The 16950-nt window shown below is 63.4% G+C and carries 11 protein-coding genes and 1 pseudogene; 3 read left to right on the top strand and 9 right to left on the bottom strand.

What is annotated here, in order from left to right; translation table 11 throughout:
• Window positions 1-56 precede the first annotated feature (56 nt).
• Window positions 57-176, bottom strand: a complete 120-nt coding sequence (locus tag DM373_RS29335) for a DUF1524 domain-containing protein (protein ID WP_244215128.1) — start codon at window positions 174-176, stop codon at window positions 57-59.
• Window positions 177-1169: 993 nt separating this feature from the next.
• Between DM373_RS29335 and DM373_RS24610 the strand changes: the two genes are divergently transcribed.
• A complete protein-coding gene (locus tag DM373_RS24610; protein ID WP_110996043.1) occupies window positions 1170-1880 on the top strand; it encodes a recombinase family protein in 711 nt (236 codons plus the stop codon).
• A gap of 363 nt (window positions 1881-2243) precedes the next feature.
• Window positions 2244-2450 carry a hypothetical protein gene (locus DM373_RS24605; protein ID WP_110996042.1) on the top strand — a complete coding sequence of 69 codons (207 nt, stop codon included), beginning with the start codon at window positions 2244-2246 and terminating at the stop codon, window positions 2448-2450.
• 62 nt (window positions 2451-2512) lie between these two features.
• Here DM373_RS24605 and DM373_RS24600 read toward each other — a convergent pair whose 3' ends face one another.
• Window positions 2513-2782, bottom strand: coding sequence for a SinR family protein (locus tag DM373_RS24600; protein ID WP_110996041.1), 270 nt, complete (start codon window positions 2780-2782; stop codon window positions 2513-2515).
• Window positions 2783-3634: 852 nt separating this feature from the next.
• A complete protein-coding gene (locus tag DM373_RS24595) occupies window positions 3635-4555 on the bottom strand; it encodes a tyrosine-type recombinase/integrase (protein ID WP_244215125.1) in 921 nt (306 codons plus the stop codon).
• Window positions 4556-5045: 490 nt separating this feature from the next.
• On the opposite strand from DM373_RS24595, the pseudogene DM373_RS24590 reads away from it, so the two are divergent.
• Window positions 5046-5183 (top strand): annotated as a pseudogene (locus DM373_RS24590) (LysR family transcriptional regulator); the annotation flags it as partial.
• A gap of 55 nt (window positions 5184-5238) precedes the next feature.
• On the opposite strand, the gene yfiB reads toward DM373_RS24590, so the two are convergent.
• From yfiB to recC, 6 genes are all read right to left on the bottom strand, one after another.
• Entirely contained in the window at window positions 5239-5739 is a 501-nt protein-coding gene (yfiB, locus tag DM373_RS24585) for an outer membrane lipoprotein YfiB (protein WP_482822403.1), read from the bottom strand.
• On the bottom strand, window positions 5736-7016 hold the full coding sequence (gene dgcN / locus DM373_RS24580) for a diguanylate cyclase DgcN/YfiN (protein ID WP_110996039.1): 1281 nt from the start codon (window positions 7014-7016) through the stop codon (window positions 5736-5738). The genes yfiB and dgcN overlap by 4 nt, the downstream gene beginning before the upstream one ends.
• Entirely contained in the window at window positions 7013-7588 is a 576-nt protein-coding gene (yfiR, locus tag DM373_RS24575) for a regulatory sequestration protein YfiR (RefSeq protein ID WP_110996038.1), read from the bottom strand. The genes dgcN and yfiR overlap by 4 nt, the downstream gene beginning before the upstream one ends.
• A 69-nt stretch (window positions 7589-7657) precedes the next feature.
• On the bottom strand, window positions 7658-9733 hold the full coding sequence (recD, locus tag DM373_RS24570) for an exodeoxyribonuclease V subunit alpha (protein WP_110996037.1): 2076 nt from the start codon (window positions 9731-9733) through the stop codon (window positions 7658-7660).
• Window positions 9730-13401, bottom strand: a complete 3672-nt coding sequence (gene recB / locus DM373_RS24565) for an exodeoxyribonuclease V subunit beta (RefSeq protein WP_110996036.1) — start codon at window positions 13399-13401, stop codon at window positions 9730-9732. The genes recD and recB overlap by 4 nt, the downstream gene beginning before the upstream one ends.
• Window positions 13398-16880 carry an exodeoxyribonuclease V subunit gamma gene (gene recC, locus DM373_RS24560; protein ID WP_110996035.1) on the bottom strand — a complete coding sequence of 1161 codons (3483 nt, stop codon included), beginning with the start codon at window positions 16878-16880 and terminating at the stop codon, window positions 13398-13400. The genes recB and recC overlap by 4 nt, the downstream gene beginning before the upstream one ends.
• Between the last annotated feature and the right edge of the window lie 70 nt (window positions 16881-16950).

Genomic DNA, 16950 nt, shown 5'->3' with positions numbered 1-16950 from the left:
GGCGAGGGCATGGGCTTTGGCTGGAATCGCGGCTTCGTCCCGCGCAGAGGTGGCAATCAGTGGGACATAGAGGCCAAGGCTAGCATTGGCATCAGCTTGTCGCGTTTCGCCGCGAAATCGCAGTGTTGCGCCGTCCTATTGACGCTGAGGTTCAGCAGTGTCAAGTTGCCTAGCATTGGGATGCTCTCATGCCGCTCACGAATCAGGAGCTGCCAGGGCGTCAATGTGCCGCAAGAGCGCACAATCACTTCGATATCCGACTCGTCGCTGTCGGCTGCCACGCTATCATCTTTCTGCGGCCAGTGGGATGTGCCAACTGCGCGGCAAAATATGGTCTATATCAAGCGCTGATAGGTCTGGTGCTTCTGGCTCTTCGCTTTTAACGGATAGCCGTAAACTGCCCTCGAGTTCCGTTAGTAGCTAACAGGTTTTTGCGGTATCCAGCCGGTCTGGGTACAGCGGTGCGCTGACGCAGGCGTTACGGAATTCACCGATCAGTGTCAGCTGTTGTCGAACGTGATGAAGGATTGCGCTGGGTCGAAGGCAGCGTTCGTGACTAGAAGCTTTTGCCGATTGCGGTCCTTTGCGAAGGGCCGCTATGGGTCGATACCAGTCATTCGCCACAACGCCATTACATTATCTATTGGCTATCTATTCGTCGCCCAACTCGGCAAGCACCCCACTGCCGGCCACCTAAACCCTAGCCACCCGAAAATACTCGGATTGAGCCAGGTGGAGCTAAGCTGAAGCCCCTTGAACGATTAACCATTCAAAATATATGGTTTATATACGGATGAGCCCTCCTTAGAGGCTCATCTGATCAACCCAGACCGCATGACTGACCTAGCACCGGGTTATCTGGGCATAACTGGCGCTGGTTGAGGCCAGCCTATGATGAATCAGCAACGCTGCGGACGAAGGCTTGCCGACTATCAAAGGAGTAGACAGCTCTGGAAGCACGACAGCCCATCACACAACCCTCTCGCAAAGCTATCGGGGATAGTCATACGCTGAGGCCCTAATTGATCCATGGCACCAGAGTGCAAACCAGAAGCCCCACGAAGCCGAAGGTTCGCAACCGAGTGCACGAACATTGCCTTAACATTTCGTAGACGGTCATCAGCAATATGTTAAAATCGGCACACACCGCATGATGAGCCGAGGAAGCGATGCAGGTAGTGGCTTACGCAAGGATGAGTACAGACGATCAGTGCTTGTCGGTAGGCGGTCAGTTCGCCGCCATCAAGATCGCAGCCGAGACGCACGGGTGGGAGATTGTCGCTCAGTTCACTGATGAGGGTGTATCAGGTGCCATTGACCCTCAAGACCGCCCACAGTGTCGCCTCGCACTCGCAATGGCGAAAGGCCTGAATTGCCCAATTGTCGTGCATCGGATCGACCGCCTCACACGGGATCACGCACACTTCGTAACCTTACAGAAGAAATACACCTTCATCGAGGCAGAGGACGTTCATAGCAGCGGCCTGCTGCGGAACATCAAATCACTACTCGCTGAAGAAGAGCTGCTGAAAATCCGCGCCCGTACAAAGGCTGGCCTGGCCGAACTGAAGAAGCTCGCCGCCAGTGGTGATGCTGAAGCTCAGCAAAAAATAGCCCGTCGTGACGCTGGCCGCGCGAAGGCGTGGGCAGTGGGCAACGGCGCCGCTGTAAAGGCTAAGCAGGTGAATGCAGATAGTCGGGCTGATGCAATCGCTCACCACATCAAAGCGTGCTTGTACGATGGCTGCACTTCGTTTGCTGCTATTGCCCAGTGCCTCAACTCAAAAGGCGTGACCACAGCACGGGGCGGTGCATTTCAACCTATGACTGTATCCCGCCTGATGACTCGCCTTCAGTTGTCGTTCGACACTAACGGCTGAATATCTCTGCAACCTCACAGCAAGCGATTTTGGCGACGCTCCAAGGCGACCTGCTTCCACCCCATAGATATTTTCACATCGCCTGCATGGCGCTCTACGGAGCCGGCGTAGGGCATTAAGCACCGCTTGCCATATGGCCAACTTTTCAACCGATTGGCCAATTCTAAGCTGTCACAGTGCGACACCTCAAAATCCCTCTCTCAGATATTTCTGGCCAGGAATCGTAGGACGTTTTTCGAACAGGGTGCCGGAAAAAAAATTAGGAAAATGGCCGCTGGAAAAACGTCTTCCCTGCCAGCTAGTCTTAACGTCCTGTAGGCTCCCAAAACCGTGCATCACCGCTAGGATAAGGAAATCCCTGATATGGACGACAAGGCCGCTGCAACCGCTGATGCCCTTGAGCTGCTGCTCATGAACCAGACAGCCCTGCGAGCTGCTATCGAGGAACTGAGCACCTGGATACGCCAGCGTGGCTCCGTTAACGTCCACGACAATGTGATAGTGGCTTTGCAGGCTCTCGACACTAACGCTGATGCTATCGCTTCAACGATTGATTGCCTACGGAAGTAGCCGCTTGTCTAGCAGTAGCGTCCGTTTAGGTAAACGGACGCCCTATAAGCAACCAGACGCCGCTAGAGATTATTCTTAAGCCAGTCGGAACCAGCCTTATTAAACCCGCTCCAAGCACCACCGCCTGTCAATTTGACCACCAATAGTTCATCATTTTTGTCAATGTAGGGCAGTAGGTAGTCCCGAATCGCAACGCAGGTACTATCAGACTTAACAATCCAAGTCGAATCAAGGTGGTGCCACCACATCCCCACCCTTTTGATGGCCTCGATGAGTTCACCGTAATTCTGAGCGGGCTTGTTTAAGTCATAGCCAATGAGAAATGTAGCCATATGTCAACTCTCCAAGGTGATTTAGCAAAGCGGTGTCTAAACCGCCCAATTGCTTGAGCGGTTCAACAGAGCTAGGTCAGCGAGGTAGCGATCTGAGGTGCTGACATACGTCCTCCCACCTTCCGAAGCGGAAGCGGCGGTAGCGATGCACAAGCACACACTTGGAGCTGGCACTAATGGTCATGATGGTCTTACCTTTGTGAATGCGAGAGTGGTTCGCAAGCATCCAGAGGCGACCACCAATCAGTTACCTGTTGACGGCTAGGTCAGCAGTTGGCTAAATGGCGTCCTTCTCTCGATGTAAGCGTCTACAAACGTATGCGTCGGAGGGTGCGGGTAGTCACGTTTCTGTCGCCAAACGTATCGTGGCTACCTGCAAGCATTCTTCAGCAGAACCCCCTTAATTGGGGGTTTTTGCGTTTGTGCTGCCACCATAGCGGCATCTTTTTCCACAATCAATAGCTCTGAGCCATTAGCACCTGTTATTAACCTGTGGATAACATGTGCCTTAACTGGGCGCAAAGCCCCGCAGCCCTTGGCTTACGCGGCGTTCCGCTAACGGAAGCCGTTCGTCCAGCTAACAGAAAAAAAATTCAAGCCGACCTCCTACAGCTCGATTTAAGCACAGGAAAGCACAATCACCCCATTACCAAGGACCTCCGCTTCTTATCGTTTTTAGGGCCTATTGAGGGCCCCTGAATGACCAAAGCAGACCGATCTGTGTATTTATCCAGCTCTATGACGGTGAAGAACGAGTATCCTCCGATTGACTTATCCACAGCCTCTCTTGTGATGAGATGCCCTCACCCGCCTACTGGATAACCGCTACTATTCCCGTAACTCCTACCTCTCCTAATCCACCCCTATCGCGCAATGAGCATAGAAAAGCTCTCTGAGCAGCTTTGCGATGGTCACGGTCGGCACCCCGGATCCATATGTGTCAAACGTGATCGTGCCAGAAGCGTGCCCCATCACAGCCTGAGCGTGAGTTGTAGGAACACCTTTGGCCTGCATCAACGAAGCCAGAGAATGCCGCAGTGAGTGGAAGACCAAGCCACGCTCGTAGGAGTCTCCTAAGGCAGCAGGGATAGCGTTTTGGTTGACCCACTCACCCGACGGCCTGTAACCAATCTGGGCTAGGGCTTCGCTCCCACTGCGGCGGGACTCATCGACATACCTTAGGAAAGCAGCCAGATCGAACCCATAGGCACCATCAGTAAGTGGCACCAGCCGCTCACTCTGCTTGTTCTTGATTGACTTGCCTTCACCGGTCTCGTTGATGTGAATTGCAACAAGGCCAGAGTCCGTGGTCACAACGTCGCCCGTAGTCAACTGGCATATCTCCTTCAGCCGCCCGCCAGTGATGATTCCCAAGCTGAGCAGCCATCGCTTCCAGGAGGTCTCAGGAAGACCGTTTGCGTAGTCCATCAGCTTGCTCACCTGGAGCTGGGAGAAAGCCTTACGGGTCGATTCAACCCCTCTTGTAAGCTTCAGCTTCTTGTCGTAGGTCCTGCTCAGATGCCCGTTCTCGACGGCCCAGGTAAAGACAGCCGAAAGCTTCACGATCAGTTTGTTCACTGTCGAAGGCATCCGGCCTTCTGCCAACCGCTCCCGGAGTGCCACAAGGTCTGCCCTGGAGTGGTTCCTCAAATCCAACCCATCCAGATTCTCAGCAATCACCTTATGGCACAGGATCGTCTCCTTCAAAGTCGTGGGCTTTTGGTCCTTGCCACGATCAGCCATGTAAAGCCGGGAGAGCACATCGAAGGTCATAGGGGTTGCCGCTAGCTCCGTAGCCGTATTCCTCACCTCACTATGCGGTGCGAATACCGACGAGGGGCTAACAGCAACGCTGCGGTATAACTCCCCCCAGTAGCATAGAGGGTGGCCATCATCAGAAGATATAAGCGTCCTACTCACCAGCGTCAGCAGATGCTCCCTCAAATCGCGCCATGAGGCGTCAGGGCGTTCCAGGTGGAACGATTGAAGCGATGCCATGAGACGACCAGATGCTTGCATTGCCCATCTGCGATCAGTGGTCTTGAGAGAGACAGACACCGTGCGACTTGCGCTGCCCGTCACACGAAGGCGCAGGTAGTAGATTCCGTGTCGTCGGTAATGGTAAGGACTCGCTAACCGGCAATTTGGCCTCAATGGCAACGTGCGGTTTGTGACAGCACTTGTGACAGGGTGCTCCTGTGGGAAAGTGTTCATGGTGGTCAAGCCCTTGTAATCATTGGGTTAACCCTTTCCCTCTTTGTCGTTCTGGATGTACTGCCGGGAGGATTTGCGCAAGCTCAAGCGGATCACCCTGTTGTGGGATTACATCCGTGAGGTGACCGAGGCGAATGCGCCGTTGTTGATGGGGGAGACGCGGGATATGAAGTTCGCTCAAGGTTGAACTTGAGGGCTATCCCGTGGGAGCGGGCTTGCCCCGCGATGGTACTACGCAGCGTTCAGTCCGACGCCACCACAATCGACACCCGGCGGTTCTCCATGCGCCCGGCGCTGGTGCGGTTGTCGGCCACCGGCTGGCTGCTGCCCAGGCCGCGGGTCTGGATGTTCTGCGGCTGCATGCCGATGCCGGCCAGCGCCTTGGCCACGCTCTGGGCGCGGCGTTCGGACAGCTGCTGGTTATAGGCGGCCTTGCCCGAGGCATCGGCGTGGCCGTCGATGCGCACGCGCTGGATATCCACCGACAGCAGGGCCTTGCCGATGCGCTCGACGATCTCTTCGCTCTGGCGGTTGAGGCTGTCCAGGTCGCTGCCGAACAGCACCTTGCCGGACAGGTCGAAGGCCCAGCCCTCATCGATAGGGGCAAAGCCTTCGCGCTTGAGCACGGCCACCTGCTCGGGCGTCAGGCCCTTGGGCGGTACGCTCTGGCAGCCGCCGAGGGCGAGCAGGGCCAGGGCCATGGCGAACAACGGCAAACGCAGCGATAACAAACGGTCGATCACGGTTCAGCTCCTGTGCTTTTTACATCCGTGGCGCAGCGTTCCGTCTGCGCCACTTGCCAATGGCCACGGCGCTTGCGCTTGGCCTGGTACATCGCCGCATCGGCGGCATTGAGCAGACTGGCCGGGTCGTGGCCGTCGTCCGGGTAATAGGCGATACCGACACTGAGCGAGCTGGTGATGCGGGTGCCATCCTCCAGCAGGATCGGCAGCTGCATGCTGGCAATGATCTTCTCGGCGATGCGCTGGGCATCTTCACGCGCCGGCAGCGGCGCCAGCAGCACGGCGAACTCGTCGCCGCCCAGGCGCGCCACCAGGTCATGCTCACGCAGTTGCGCGCGCACCCGGCTGGCGATGGTGATCAGCACTTCGTCACCCACGGCATGGCCGAGGCTGTCGTTGATCTGCTTGAAATGGTCGCTGTCGAGGAACAGCAGGGCCAGGCGCTCGTCCTGGCGCTCGGCACTGCGCAGGCTGCGGTTCAAGCGGCCCTCGAAGAAGGCACGGTTGGGCAACCCGGTGAGGCTGTCGTGGCTGGCCTGGTGGGCGAGGGTTTCGTTTTCGCTTTGCAGGTGGCTGTGCCAGACCTCCAACTCGTCGAGCAAGGCATTGAAGTCATTGCCCAGTTCGTTGAGTTCGGCGATCTGGGCTTGCGGCACACGCCGGTCGAAACTGCGTTCGCGGCGCGCGGCGTGGGCCACGCTGGCCAGGTGGCGCAGCGGGCGGATGATGTCGGCGAACAGCCGGCGCGACAGGTACAACGCCAGTACCGCACTGAGCACCGTGCACAGCAGGATCCCGACCAGGCCACTGAGCAGGAAGCGCAACAGGCTGCCGCCCTGGCCGACCAGTTCGACATGCCCGACCTTCTGGCCCATGTGCTGCACAGGCAGGTTGATCGGCTGCTCCAGCAGGGTCCGCGCCACCTGGCTTTGCAGCCGTGCCATCAGGGTTCGGTCATCGCGCTGCCAGTGGGCGAGCAGTTCGCCATCGTTGTTGAAGACCTTGGCCTCGGCCACCTCTTCGGTCGTGGCGATCAGCGCCAATGCCTCGTTGGCCGCAGCGCTGTCGTCGAACACCACGGCGGCTTCGACGGTGTAGTTGATGGAGCGGGCGATCAAATGCAGGTTGTGGTTGGCATAGACGCGCAAGGCGGCCACCCCGAGCAGGGTCACCAGGACCCCGGCCAGGCCGGCGGCGAGCAGGGCAATGCCCAGGTGGCCACGCCCCAGCGCCGCTCGCAAGGTCGGCCGGGGCATGCGCTGGCCAGGGCGGCTCATGGCTGCGCCGCCCGCCGCCGCGACAACTGCAGCACGCTGGGGTGGATGCGCACGCCGCTGCGCGCCACCGAGTCGAGGTTGACGTCGAAGGCCACCTGCTGATCGCTGACCCGCAGGCAGAACAGGCTGCCCACGGTACAGGGGTCGTCGGCTTCGGTGATGCTCAGCACCGGGTGGCCGCTGATGGCCTGGAACAGGCGATCACGCTCGCCGGGTTCGAGCTTGCCGATGTAAACGGCGTCACAGGCGCTGGCCAGGCTGGCATTGCCAGCCAGCAGGCGGCGCACCTGCAGTGGCTGCCCGGAACTCTGCACAGTGCCTTTGATCAGGTCGTCGGCGTATTCGGTGGGGCCGACCAGGCACAGGCGCAGGGGGTTGGGTTCGGCGGGCCAGCGGGCATAGCTGAGGATGCCCAGCACCACCTGGGTCACGGCCTTGGCCCGTTGCTGCGCTTGCGCGCTCGGCTCGGCGGCCTGCACCTGGGCGGACACGCCGGTCAGCAAAAGCGTGGCCATCAGCAGCGAGCGCGCGCAATCCTTCACCCGCCTCAAGACCGAGACAGCCACTGTCATGGTGGGAAATCTCTCAAAAAGTTGCCAGATAATGCCGCAACGATAGCACAGCAACGTGGTACGCCCGTATCACAACTGTTCCAGCATGAGCCCCGAAACACGTCGTACCCTGCGCCCCACAGCCTCCTCGAACACGCCACTGCGCGGCTCGATCAGGCTGAAGCAGTGCTTGGCCCGGGTGATGCCGGTGTACACCAGCTCCTTGGTCAGCACCGGGTTGAGTGCGTCGGGCAGCACCAGCGCGGTGTGGCTGAACTCCGAGCCCTGGGACTTGTGCACGGTCATGGCGAACACGGTTTCCACCTCGCTCAGGCGGCTGGGCAGGACGAAACGCACCCCGCCACTGCCGTCGTTACGCGGGAAGGCCACGCGCAGCGGAGCCTGGCCCTGGTCATCGGGCAGGCGCAGGGCAATGCCGATATCACCGTTCATCAGGCCCAGGCCGTAGTCGTTGCGGGTGACCAATACCGGGCGCCCCTCGTACCACAGCTGCTGGCTGTCGATCAGCCCGGCATTGTGCAACACCCGCTCCACCCGCTGGTTCAGGCCTTCCACACCCCAGGCGCCCTTGCGCACCGCGCACAGCAGCTGGAAGTCCTCGAAACGGCTCAGCACTTCGCCGGCCCACTGTTCCCAGCGCGGATCCTCTGCCGGGGTGCCCGGTGGCGGGCGCAGGCGGCCGATATTGCGCAGGTAGCTGCGATAGCCCTGCGGGCCTTCGGCGCCGCGGTTGAGGCCTTCGAGCAGCAGGCGGTCGAAGCGCTTGTCGTGCTCGCCGCCGAGGGTCAGGCAGAAGACGTCATCGGGCTTGCTGGCCAGCAGTGCGCGGGCCTCGGGGGCCTGCTGGCGGTTGACCAGCCGTGCCAGCTGGCCGATGCCGCTGCCTTCACCGAAACGCCGGGAATGTCGCAGCATGACGATCTGCTGGGCCAGCGGGTTGCGCGGGTGTTCGCCCGGCCTCAGGCCGCTGTTGGCCAGCGATTGGCCGCCTATCTGCTCCAGCCAGGCCTGGGTCTGCGGCCAGTAGCAGCCGTCCTCGGCGTCGCGGCACAGGTCGCCCAGCACCGCACCGGCCTCCACCGAGGCCAGCTGGTCCTTGTCGCCCAGCAGTACCAGCCGCGCATTGGGTGGCAACGCGTCGAGCAGGTTGGCCATCATTTCCAGGTCGATCATCGACGCCTCGTCGATCACCAGCACATCCAGTGGCAACAGGTTGCCTGCGTTGTGCCGGAAGTGGCGCGAGCCCGGGCGGCTGCCGAGCAGGCGGTGCACGGTACTGACGTCGGTGGGGATCTGCGCGCGCACCGCGCTGTCGACCTGCAACCGCTCGACCTGCTGGCCGATGGACTCGGTCAAGCGTGCCGCGGCCTTGCCGGTGGGCGCCGCCAGGCGAATGCGCAGGGGCCGGCCCTGCTCTACCGCCGGCGCCTGCAGCAGGGCCAACAGCCGCACCACCGTGGTGGTCTTGCCGGTGCCGGGGCCGCCAGTGATGACGCTGAAACCGGCACGGGTGGCCAGGGCGCAGGCAAGCTTCTGCCAGTCCACTTCGCTGCCGGGGGCAGCGCCTTCGAACAGCTGCGCCAGGCGCGTCGACAGGTCCTCCTGCAACGGCTGCTGGCGGGCCAGGCGCTCGTGCAATGCGCTATCGATGCGCCGCTCATAAGCCCAGTAGCGGCGCAGGTACAAACGTTCACCGCTGAGCACCAACGGGCGGGTGTGCTGTGCGCGGCTGCCGCCTGCGGCCAGCAAGGGGCTTTGGTCGATGCGCTGCAACCAGGTGTTCAGGTCGAGGCTGGCCAGCAACTGCGAAGGCAGCAGCAGCGGCCCGGCCAGGGCATCGCCTTCCGGCGGCAGCGACAGGGCGAAGTCCGGCTCGGCCAGGGTCTGGGCAAGGTCGAGGCAGACATGGCCGTGGCCCAGTTGGTGGCTGGCCAGCGCCGCCGCCAGCAGCACCAACGGATCGCTGCCTGGGGCGAGCTCTTCGAGGAAGCCGACGAAAGCCCGGTCCAGCGCACGCAGCCAGCCACGCTCCACCCAGCGGTCGAGCAGGGCCAGCAGGTCGTGGCTGTCGTGCAGCGGCGCCAGGGCAGACAGGTGCTCGGCCTGCAGCGGGGTCGGCAGAAGGTCGTCGAGACTGCGGCTCATGTCGTGGCTCCAGCAAACAGGTCCTGCTGCGCGGGCGCGTGCTCGCCACGGAACAGCGCATCGAGGGCTTCGATCAGCGCCCGTGGCGGCCGGGCGTGATACAGGCCATGGCCTGCCGCGTGGGTGCCGCGCAGGAAGATGAACAGGGCACCGCCGACATGGCGGTCGTAGTCGTAGTCGGGCAGGCGGGCGCGCAACTGGCGGTGCAGGGCCAGCAGGTAGAGCACGTACTGCAGGTCGTAGCGGTGCTCGAGGATCGCCTGCTCCATGGCCAGTGCGCCGTAGGCCTGGGCGTCGGGGCCGAGCCAGTTGGATTTGTAGTCGGCCACGTAGTAGCGCCCGTCCAGCTCGAAGGCCAGGTCGATGAAGCCCTTGAACATGCCGTTGAGCTGGGTCGGCTGCAGCGCCGGGCGCGCAGCGCCGTCATGGGTATGGCGAACCACCAGTTGGTCGAGGCGCACGGCATCGACCTGATGGCTGGCAAACCAGAACTCCATCTCGATCTGGTACTGGCTCAGCGCCGCCAGTTGCAGGGTAGCGCCCTGCAACGGCATGGGCTGTACCAGCATCTGCTGCAGCCACTGGCTGAGCGTGGGGATCCAGCCGGCCCAGTCGCGACGGTTGCAGCGCCGGCCCACGGTGTGCTCGATCAGCTCGGGCTGGCCGCTCACGGCGGCGAAGCCTTCCTGGCCTGCCCATTCGAGCAGGCCATGGAGGAAGGTGCCGGGGTTAGGGCCACGGGGGAAGCGGTGGATATCGCCGGACTCGGCCGGCACTTCGCGCAGCAGCTGGCTGTCCAGGGCTTCATCGTCCAACAGTTGCTGGGCCTGGGAGCTGTCGGCGATGAGCGTCTGATCGCCGACACGCAGGGCACTGTAGGAGGCGATCCACCACTGCTCGGCGGCGGCCCGTCGAGGCTTGCGTGCCGGCAACAGCTCACTGTCGTTCGCGGGGGTGCGGTAGCTTTGCTCGTCTGCCTCGGGCACTGGCCCACTGATGATGGCCGGGCTGTTCGCAGCCAGGGCCTGCAGCCACTCGCCCAGTTGGCTGGACGCCGACAGTGGCAGGCCGCCGCCGAGCAGGTAACCCAGGGCCGAGCGGTGCAGTTGCGAGCTGCGCTGGGTGCCGCGCTTGAGGTCGGCGACACCCAGCCAGCAACCGTGCTGGGCGCGGGTCAGGGCGACATACAGCAGGCGCAGGTCTTCTGCCAGGCGCTCGTCGTCGGCACGTTCGACCTGCGGTGCATCGGGGCTGAGCGTGAGGTGCGCGATGCCGTCGTCGTCATGCCAGGACAGCGGCAGGCGCGAGCCATCCACCGGCTTGCTGGTGCAGATGAACGGCAGGTACACCAGGGGGTATTCCAGGCCTTTGGATTTGTGGATGGTCACCACCTTGACCAACTGCTCGTCGCTTTCCAGGCGCAGGATCTGCTCCTCGCCGGCCTGCCCGGCGTTGGCCAGGTGCTCGGCCAGGTGGCGGATCAATGCCTGCTCGCCATCCAGCTCGCCGGCCGCCTGCTGCAGCAGTTCGGCCAGGTGCAGCAGATTGGTCAGCACCCGCTCGCCGTCGGTACGCGCCATCAGGCTGCGCGGCAGGTGGAAGTCGTGCAGCAGGCGGCGCAGCATCGGCAATACGCCTTGGCGCTGCCAGATCTCGCGGTAACGGCGAAAACGCATGACCCAGTCTTCCCAGACCCGCTCGTCCTGGTTCAGGCGTTCCAGTTCGATCAGCGGCAAACCGAGGGTCAGGCTGGCCAGGGCAGCCTTGAGCATGCGCTCGGCGTCCGGCTCGGCGCAGGCCTTGAGCCAGGCCAGCAGGTCGTGGGCTTCCTGGGCGGCGAACACCGAGTCCTTGTCCGACAGGTAGACGCTGCGCACCCCGCGGGCCGCCAGCTCGGTGCGGACCAACTGCGCTTCGCGACCGTCGCGCACGAGGATGGCGATATCGGACGGCAGGCACGGGCGCAGTGCCCCGTCACTGCCGGCAAAGCCACTGACGCCCTGCTGGCCGCCGTTGAGCACGGCCACGATATGGCTGGCGCAACTGGCGGCCAGGCGCTGGCGATACAGGGTGTTGGCCACGGGCTCGTCACTTTGCAGATGCCAGCAGTGCAACGCCGCAGTGGGCTGGCCGTCGATCAGCAACTGCTCGCTACGGCCTTTGGCGCGGACCTCGACGAAGGGCAAGGGGTTGTCGCCATGGGCGCGGAACAGGAAGGCGCCGCGCCCTTGTTCACGCGCCTCGGCCTGCAGGAAGACCCGGTTCACGGCCGCGACCATGGCCTGGCTCGAGCGGTAGTTGGTGTCCAGGCTGTGCAGGCGCCCGGCGGTGGCGCGCCGGGCAGCCAGGTAGGTGAAGATGTCGGCGCCACGGAAGGCGTAGATCGCCTGCTTGGGGTCGCCGATCATGAACAGGCCGGTTTGCGGGTTGTTCTCGGTGATGCGATAGATGCGCTCGAAGATGCCGTATTGCACCGGGTCGGTGTCCTGGAATTCGTCGATCAACGCCACCGGGAACTGCTCGCGGATCAACCCGGCCAGGCGCTCGCCGGACTCGCTGGCCAGCGCATGCTGCAGGCGCAGCAGCATGTCGTCGAAGCCCATTTCGGCGCGGCGGCGCTTTTCCACTTCGAAGCGGGCCGAGACCCAGGCGGCGGCATGTTCCAGCACGCGCACCTCGGGGCTGGCGAGCCCCTGCAGTTGTTCGCGCAAGGTTTGCATGGCGTGCAGGGCTGGATGATCCGGCGGCTCGCCGACCTTCCACGCTTCGGCCATGCCGTCGGGGGTCAGGCGGGTGAAGCCGGTGCCCAGGTCGAGGTCCATGGCTTGATCGTCGCCAGCCCAGGCCTTGAGCTTGTCGAACCAGGGCTCGAAATAGCGCGCCTGCAGCTTGCGGCCGTCGGCTTGCTTGGCGGCCACGGCGTCGCGGCAGATCTGCTGCAGCTCATCGGCCCAGGCGGCCCATGGCGCCTTGAGCTGGCGCAACTGCTCACTGCGCTCGCGCAGGGTCGCTTCGATCAGTTGTTGCGGGTCTTGGTCGTGCTGTTCGCTGCGCACCCGGCCGAACAAGGGCCGGATGCGCGGCAGCAGTGAATCGGGGCTGCCCCAGTGGCCGCGCACCCAGGCCAGGGATTCGCCGCGCATGCCGTAGCAGAAGCGCCGCCAGTAGTCGCGCATGACCTGGCCAAGCAGCTCGCTGTGGTCGGTTTCCAGGCTCTGGGTGAACAAGCTGCCACTGTCGAAGGCGTGCTCGCGCAGCATGCGCTGGCACCAGCCGTGGATGGTCGATACCGCAGCCTCGTCCATCCACTGCACGGCGATCTCCAGGCGGCTGGCACAGCGTGGCCAATGCTCCTGTGGATACTCGTCGCGCAACTGGTGCAGCAGCGGGTCGGCGTCATCCAGCTCGCCGCGGAAAAACCGGCCCGCCTCGGCCAGGCGAGCGCGGATGCGTTCACGCAGCTCTTTGGTGGCGGCGTCGGTGAAGGTCACCACGAGGATCTGCGGGGGCAGCAGCTCGCGGGCAAAGCCCTGCTCGCCGCCGTGGCCGAGGATCAGCCGCAGGTACAGCGCCGAAATGGTGAAGGTCTTGCCGGTGCCGGCACTGGCTTCGATCAGCTGGCTGCCGTGCAGGGGGAAACTCAAGGCCAGCGGGCGGGCTTGGCTCATTGGGCGCTCTCCGGGTTGCCGAGGGTTTGCCAGGGCGCTGCGAACAGGGGGCGGTACAAGGCTTCGCACCAGCCTTCGAAGGTTTCATCCAGCACCAGCGCGGCGAAGTCGCTGTACTGGCGGGCCAGGGCGAGGCTTTCGCTGCGCTCGCCGTAGCTGATCAGGCCGTCACCTTCGTAGGCGCGGGCGGCGGCGGCAAGCGCCTTGTCCGGATCTTCCTGGGCCAGCCAGGCGAACGCGGTCTTGGCCGCGACCGGCAGGGGGGCGTTCATGCCCGCCTGGCGCGCCACCAGCAGTTCGCCCAGCCGTTCGGCGGCCTGGCCTTGCGGCAACGGCGCCAGGAGCAGGGTGAGGTCGCTGGCCACCAGCGCGCTGTGCAACGGGTAGCCCGAGGCGCAGGCGGCCAGGTGCATGACCCAGGCCGGGATCAGCCGGTGCCACTTGAGGTTGTTGCGCCCGGCGCTGAGGGTGTTGGGCACGGTGGCAATGCTCAGAAGGCTCTGGTCGTCGGCCTGGTAGACCCGGCCGAGCCAGCCCTCGAGGCGGTGCAGGCCGTGTTCGAAGTGGATCGGCAAGGCGCCTTCCACCAACGTTGGCCAGCGCTGCAGCAATTGCCCATGGCGCTGCAGCAGGTCTGGCAGGGGCTGGATCAGCTCGGCCTGCAACGCCTCGCCGAACCCGGCCAGCGGCAGCAGCCCGCAGGCTTGCAAGCGGCGGGCCTGGGCCTGCAACGCCTGCTCGGGGTTGTCCGGCGCGGCCAAGGCGGCCCCCAGCAGGCTTTCACTCAGGCCGTAGCGTTGCAGGGCATCGAGGGCGAAGGGTTCTTCGTCCGGCGTGGGTGCTTCCAGTGCTTCGAAGTAGACTTTCAGGCGCTGGCTGAAGAAGTGCCTGACGGGATGGCGCAAAAAATCCTGCAACTGCATCAGGCTCAATGGCTCATCGCTGGCGTAGGGCAACAACGGGGCATGGGCGGCCTGGGCCTCGGCGGCATCCTGATGCAGGACCAGCCACTCATGGGCAAAGCTGAACAGCGGGCTGCCTTTCTGGAAATAGCGCTGGCTGAACGGTTGCAGCGGGTGCTCCTGGGTCAGGGCATGCAGCAGTTGTTGCCCCGCATCGTCCTTCTGCCCGGGTTTGGCCTTGGCCAGTTGCCAACCGGCGGCCAGATGATCGCGCAACTGGCCAATCAGCACCGAGGCCGGGCGCTCGCTGTTGTCGCGGATGCTGCGCCCGACCCAGCTGACGTACAGTTGGTCACGCGCCGACAGCAGAGCTTCGAGCAGCAGGTAGCGGTCATCCTCACGGCGCGAACGGTCGCCCGGGCGGTAGTCGCTGGCCATCAGGTCGAAGTCCAGCGGAGGCTGCGCGCGCGGGTAGTCGCCGTCGTTCATGCCCAACAGGCAGACCACCCGAAACGGGATGGCGCGCATGGGCATCAAGGTACAGAAGTTCACCGAACCTGCGAGGAATCGCTGGGACAATTTGCCCTGGTCGAGGCCTGACAACCACGCCTCGCGCACCACGGTGAGCGGCAGCAGGTCTTGCAGGCTGACCGCCTCGCAGGTTTCCAGCCAGGTGTCGCGCAGGTCCTGGAGCTGCACCAGCAGCAGTTCGTCGTGCTCGTTTTCAGCCAGGAAGAAGATCTGCAGCAACGCATGCAGGCGCTCGCCCCATTGCGTGGCCGTGGCCGGCTGCGAAAGTGCCTGGCAGGCGATGTCCAGGGCGTCGAGCAAGGCAACCAGCGGCCCGATCAGGGCGGCATCGAGCCCGCCGATCTCGTCGTAGGGCTCGATGCCATCGCAGCCTTCACCTACGCCCACCGCGTACCCCAGCAGCATTCGGCGCAGGCCGAAACGCCAGCTGTTCTGCTCCAGGCCCTCGGGCAACCCGAGCGTGGCGCGTTGCCGAGCGTTAAGGCCCCAGCGGATGCCGGCGCCCTCGATCCAGCGATGCAGGGTGGGCAGGTCGCTTTCCTCGATCGCAAAGCGGGCGCGCACTGCCGGTACATCCAGCAGGTCGAGTACCTCGCTCACGGCAAAACGGCTGTCGGGCAGCTTCAGCAAGTGTTCGAGCGCGATCAGCAGGGGATCGCGGCCGCGTTGGCCTTGGTCGGTCAGGGTGAATGGGATATAGCGGGGGTCGCTGCGCTCCAGCTGGCCGAACACCGCGCGAATGTGCGGGGCGTAGGTGTCGATGGCCGGGAGCATGACGATGATGTCGCGCGGGCGCAGGCTGGGGTCGGCACTGAAGCGGGCCAGCAGCTGGTCGTGCAGAATCTCGACTTCGCGCTGCGGGCTGTGGGCCACATGGAAGCGCACGGAGCGGTCCTTGGCAGGGTCCACTTGGGGCCACAGCTCGCGGGTTTCGGCCAGGGGGCGAAGTTCGAGGATGTCGTCCTGCAACTGGTTGAGCAGGGTCTTGGGGTCACCGTCGCTGAACAGGTCGATACGGCCATCGCTGAACACGGCCTGATAGCTGCCGGGGTCGTCGTAGCTGTCGAGTAGGTTGATGTAGTCACGGCCCTGCTTGCCCCAGGCGGCCAGCAGCGGGTGCGCGTGCTGGTGCAGCAGCTCGTCGTCCAGCTGCATGGGCATGCCTTGCTTGCGCTGTTGGCGCTTGTACTGGTGGCGCAGCAGGTCCTTGTCGGCAACGATGTCGCCCCAGTGGTGCCGGCAGGGGTTGTGCACGCACAGCAGTACCTGGCTGAAGCGTGCCAGACCGGCCATGGCCTCGAGGATCTGTGCCGGCAGCGATGAGATGCCGAACACGATCAATCGCGCGGGCAGGCCAGCGGGCGCTTGTTCCAGGCTGTTTATACGTTCGATGAAGCGCTGGTGCACACCGGCGCGGCTCTGGGCCATGCCCTCTTCGCCTACGTCTTCGAGCAGGATTCGCCACAGCTCGGCCTGCCAGCGGTTGCCGGCAGCCAGTGGCTTGCGTTCACCGCGCGCGGTGTTGAGCACATGGTGCCCGGTAGCCCAATCCTTGAGCCAGTCGGCACGGTAGACCTGATATTGGTCGAACAGGTCGGCCAGGCGTTCGGCCAGTTGATAGCGTTTGCGCAGGTCGCTGTCATCGGTGAGGAAGCGGCGCAGGGGCTCGAAGTGCGGGCGCTCGATGACCTCCGGCAGCAGGCGCATGAGGCGCCAGGTCAGGGGGGCTTTGTCGAGCAGCGACACTTCGGGGATTTCATCGCGGCCCAGCACCCTTCGATATAGCTGCCACATGAAGCTGCCGGGCAACTGCACGTCGATTGCGGCGGCAATGCCGCAGCCGCCCAGATCGCCGTCCAGCGGGTCTTCGGCCAGCGCCAGTTTCAGCCACTGGGCGATACCGTTGCTCTGTACCAGGGCAATTTCGTTTTCCAACGGTGCCAAGGGAAAGCGGCGCATCACACTCACCACCAGATTGCGCAAGTCATCCAGGCGATTGCCCTGAACGATCATGAAACCTGGGTGCAGTGAGGTCGTGTTGGCCATCGGGCGCTCTCGTGAAGGCGGACGGATACGGTGGGGAACCATATCACGGGGTTGATCTTTTCCGATCCGG

It is taken from the genome of Pseudomonas sichuanensis (assembly GCF_003231305.1).
Taxonomy (GTDB): domain Bacteria; phylum Pseudomonadota; class Gammaproteobacteria; order Pseudomonadales; family Pseudomonadaceae; genus Aquipseudomonas; species Aquipseudomonas sichuanensis.
This window is presented reverse-complemented; position numbering and strand designations above follow the sequence as displayed.

What these genes read in the sequence shown, in the direction of transcription:
- DM373_RS29335 (WP_244215128.1), bottom strand. Translation starts at nt 176, where the DNA reads ATGCTAGGCAACTTGACACTGCTGAACCTCAGCGTCAATAGGACGGCG.
- DM373_RS24610 (WP_110996043.1), top strand. Translation starts at nt 1,170, where the DNA reads ATGCAGGTAGTGGCTTACGCAAGGATGAGTACAGACGATCAGTGCTTG.
- DM373_RS24605 (WP_110996042.1), top strand. Translation starts at nt 2,244, where the DNA reads ATGGACGACAAGGCCGCTGCAACCGCTGATGCCCTTGAGCTGCTGCTC.
- DM373_RS24600 (WP_110996041.1), bottom strand. Translation starts at nt 2,782, where the DNA reads ATGGCTACATTTCTCATTGGCTATGACTTAAACAAGCCCGCTCAGAAT.
- DM373_RS24595 (WP_244215125.1), bottom strand. Translation starts at nt 4,555, where the DNA reads ATGACCTTCGATGTGCTCTCCCGGCTTTACATGGCTGATCGTGGCAAG.
- dgcN (WP_110996039.1), bottom strand. Translation starts at nt 7,016, where the DNA reads ATGAGCCGCCCTGGCCAGCGCATGCCCCGGCCGACCTTGCGAGCGGCG.
- yfiR (WP_110996038.1), bottom strand. Translation starts at nt 7,588, where the DNA reads ATGACAGTGGCTGTCTCGGTCTTGAGGCGGGTGAAGGATTGCGCGCGC.
- recD (WP_110996037.1), bottom strand. Translation starts at nt 9,733, where the DNA reads ATGAGCCGCAGTCTCGACGACCTTCTGCCGACCCCGCTGCAGGCCGAG.
- recB (WP_110996036.1), bottom strand. Translation starts at nt 13,401, where the DNA reads ATGAGCCAAGCCCGCCCGCTGGCCTTGAGTTTCCCCCTGCACGGCAGC.
- recC (WP_110996035.1), bottom strand. Translation starts at nt 16,880, where the DNA reads ATGGCCAACACGACCTCACTGCACCCAGGTTTCATGATCGTTCAGGGC.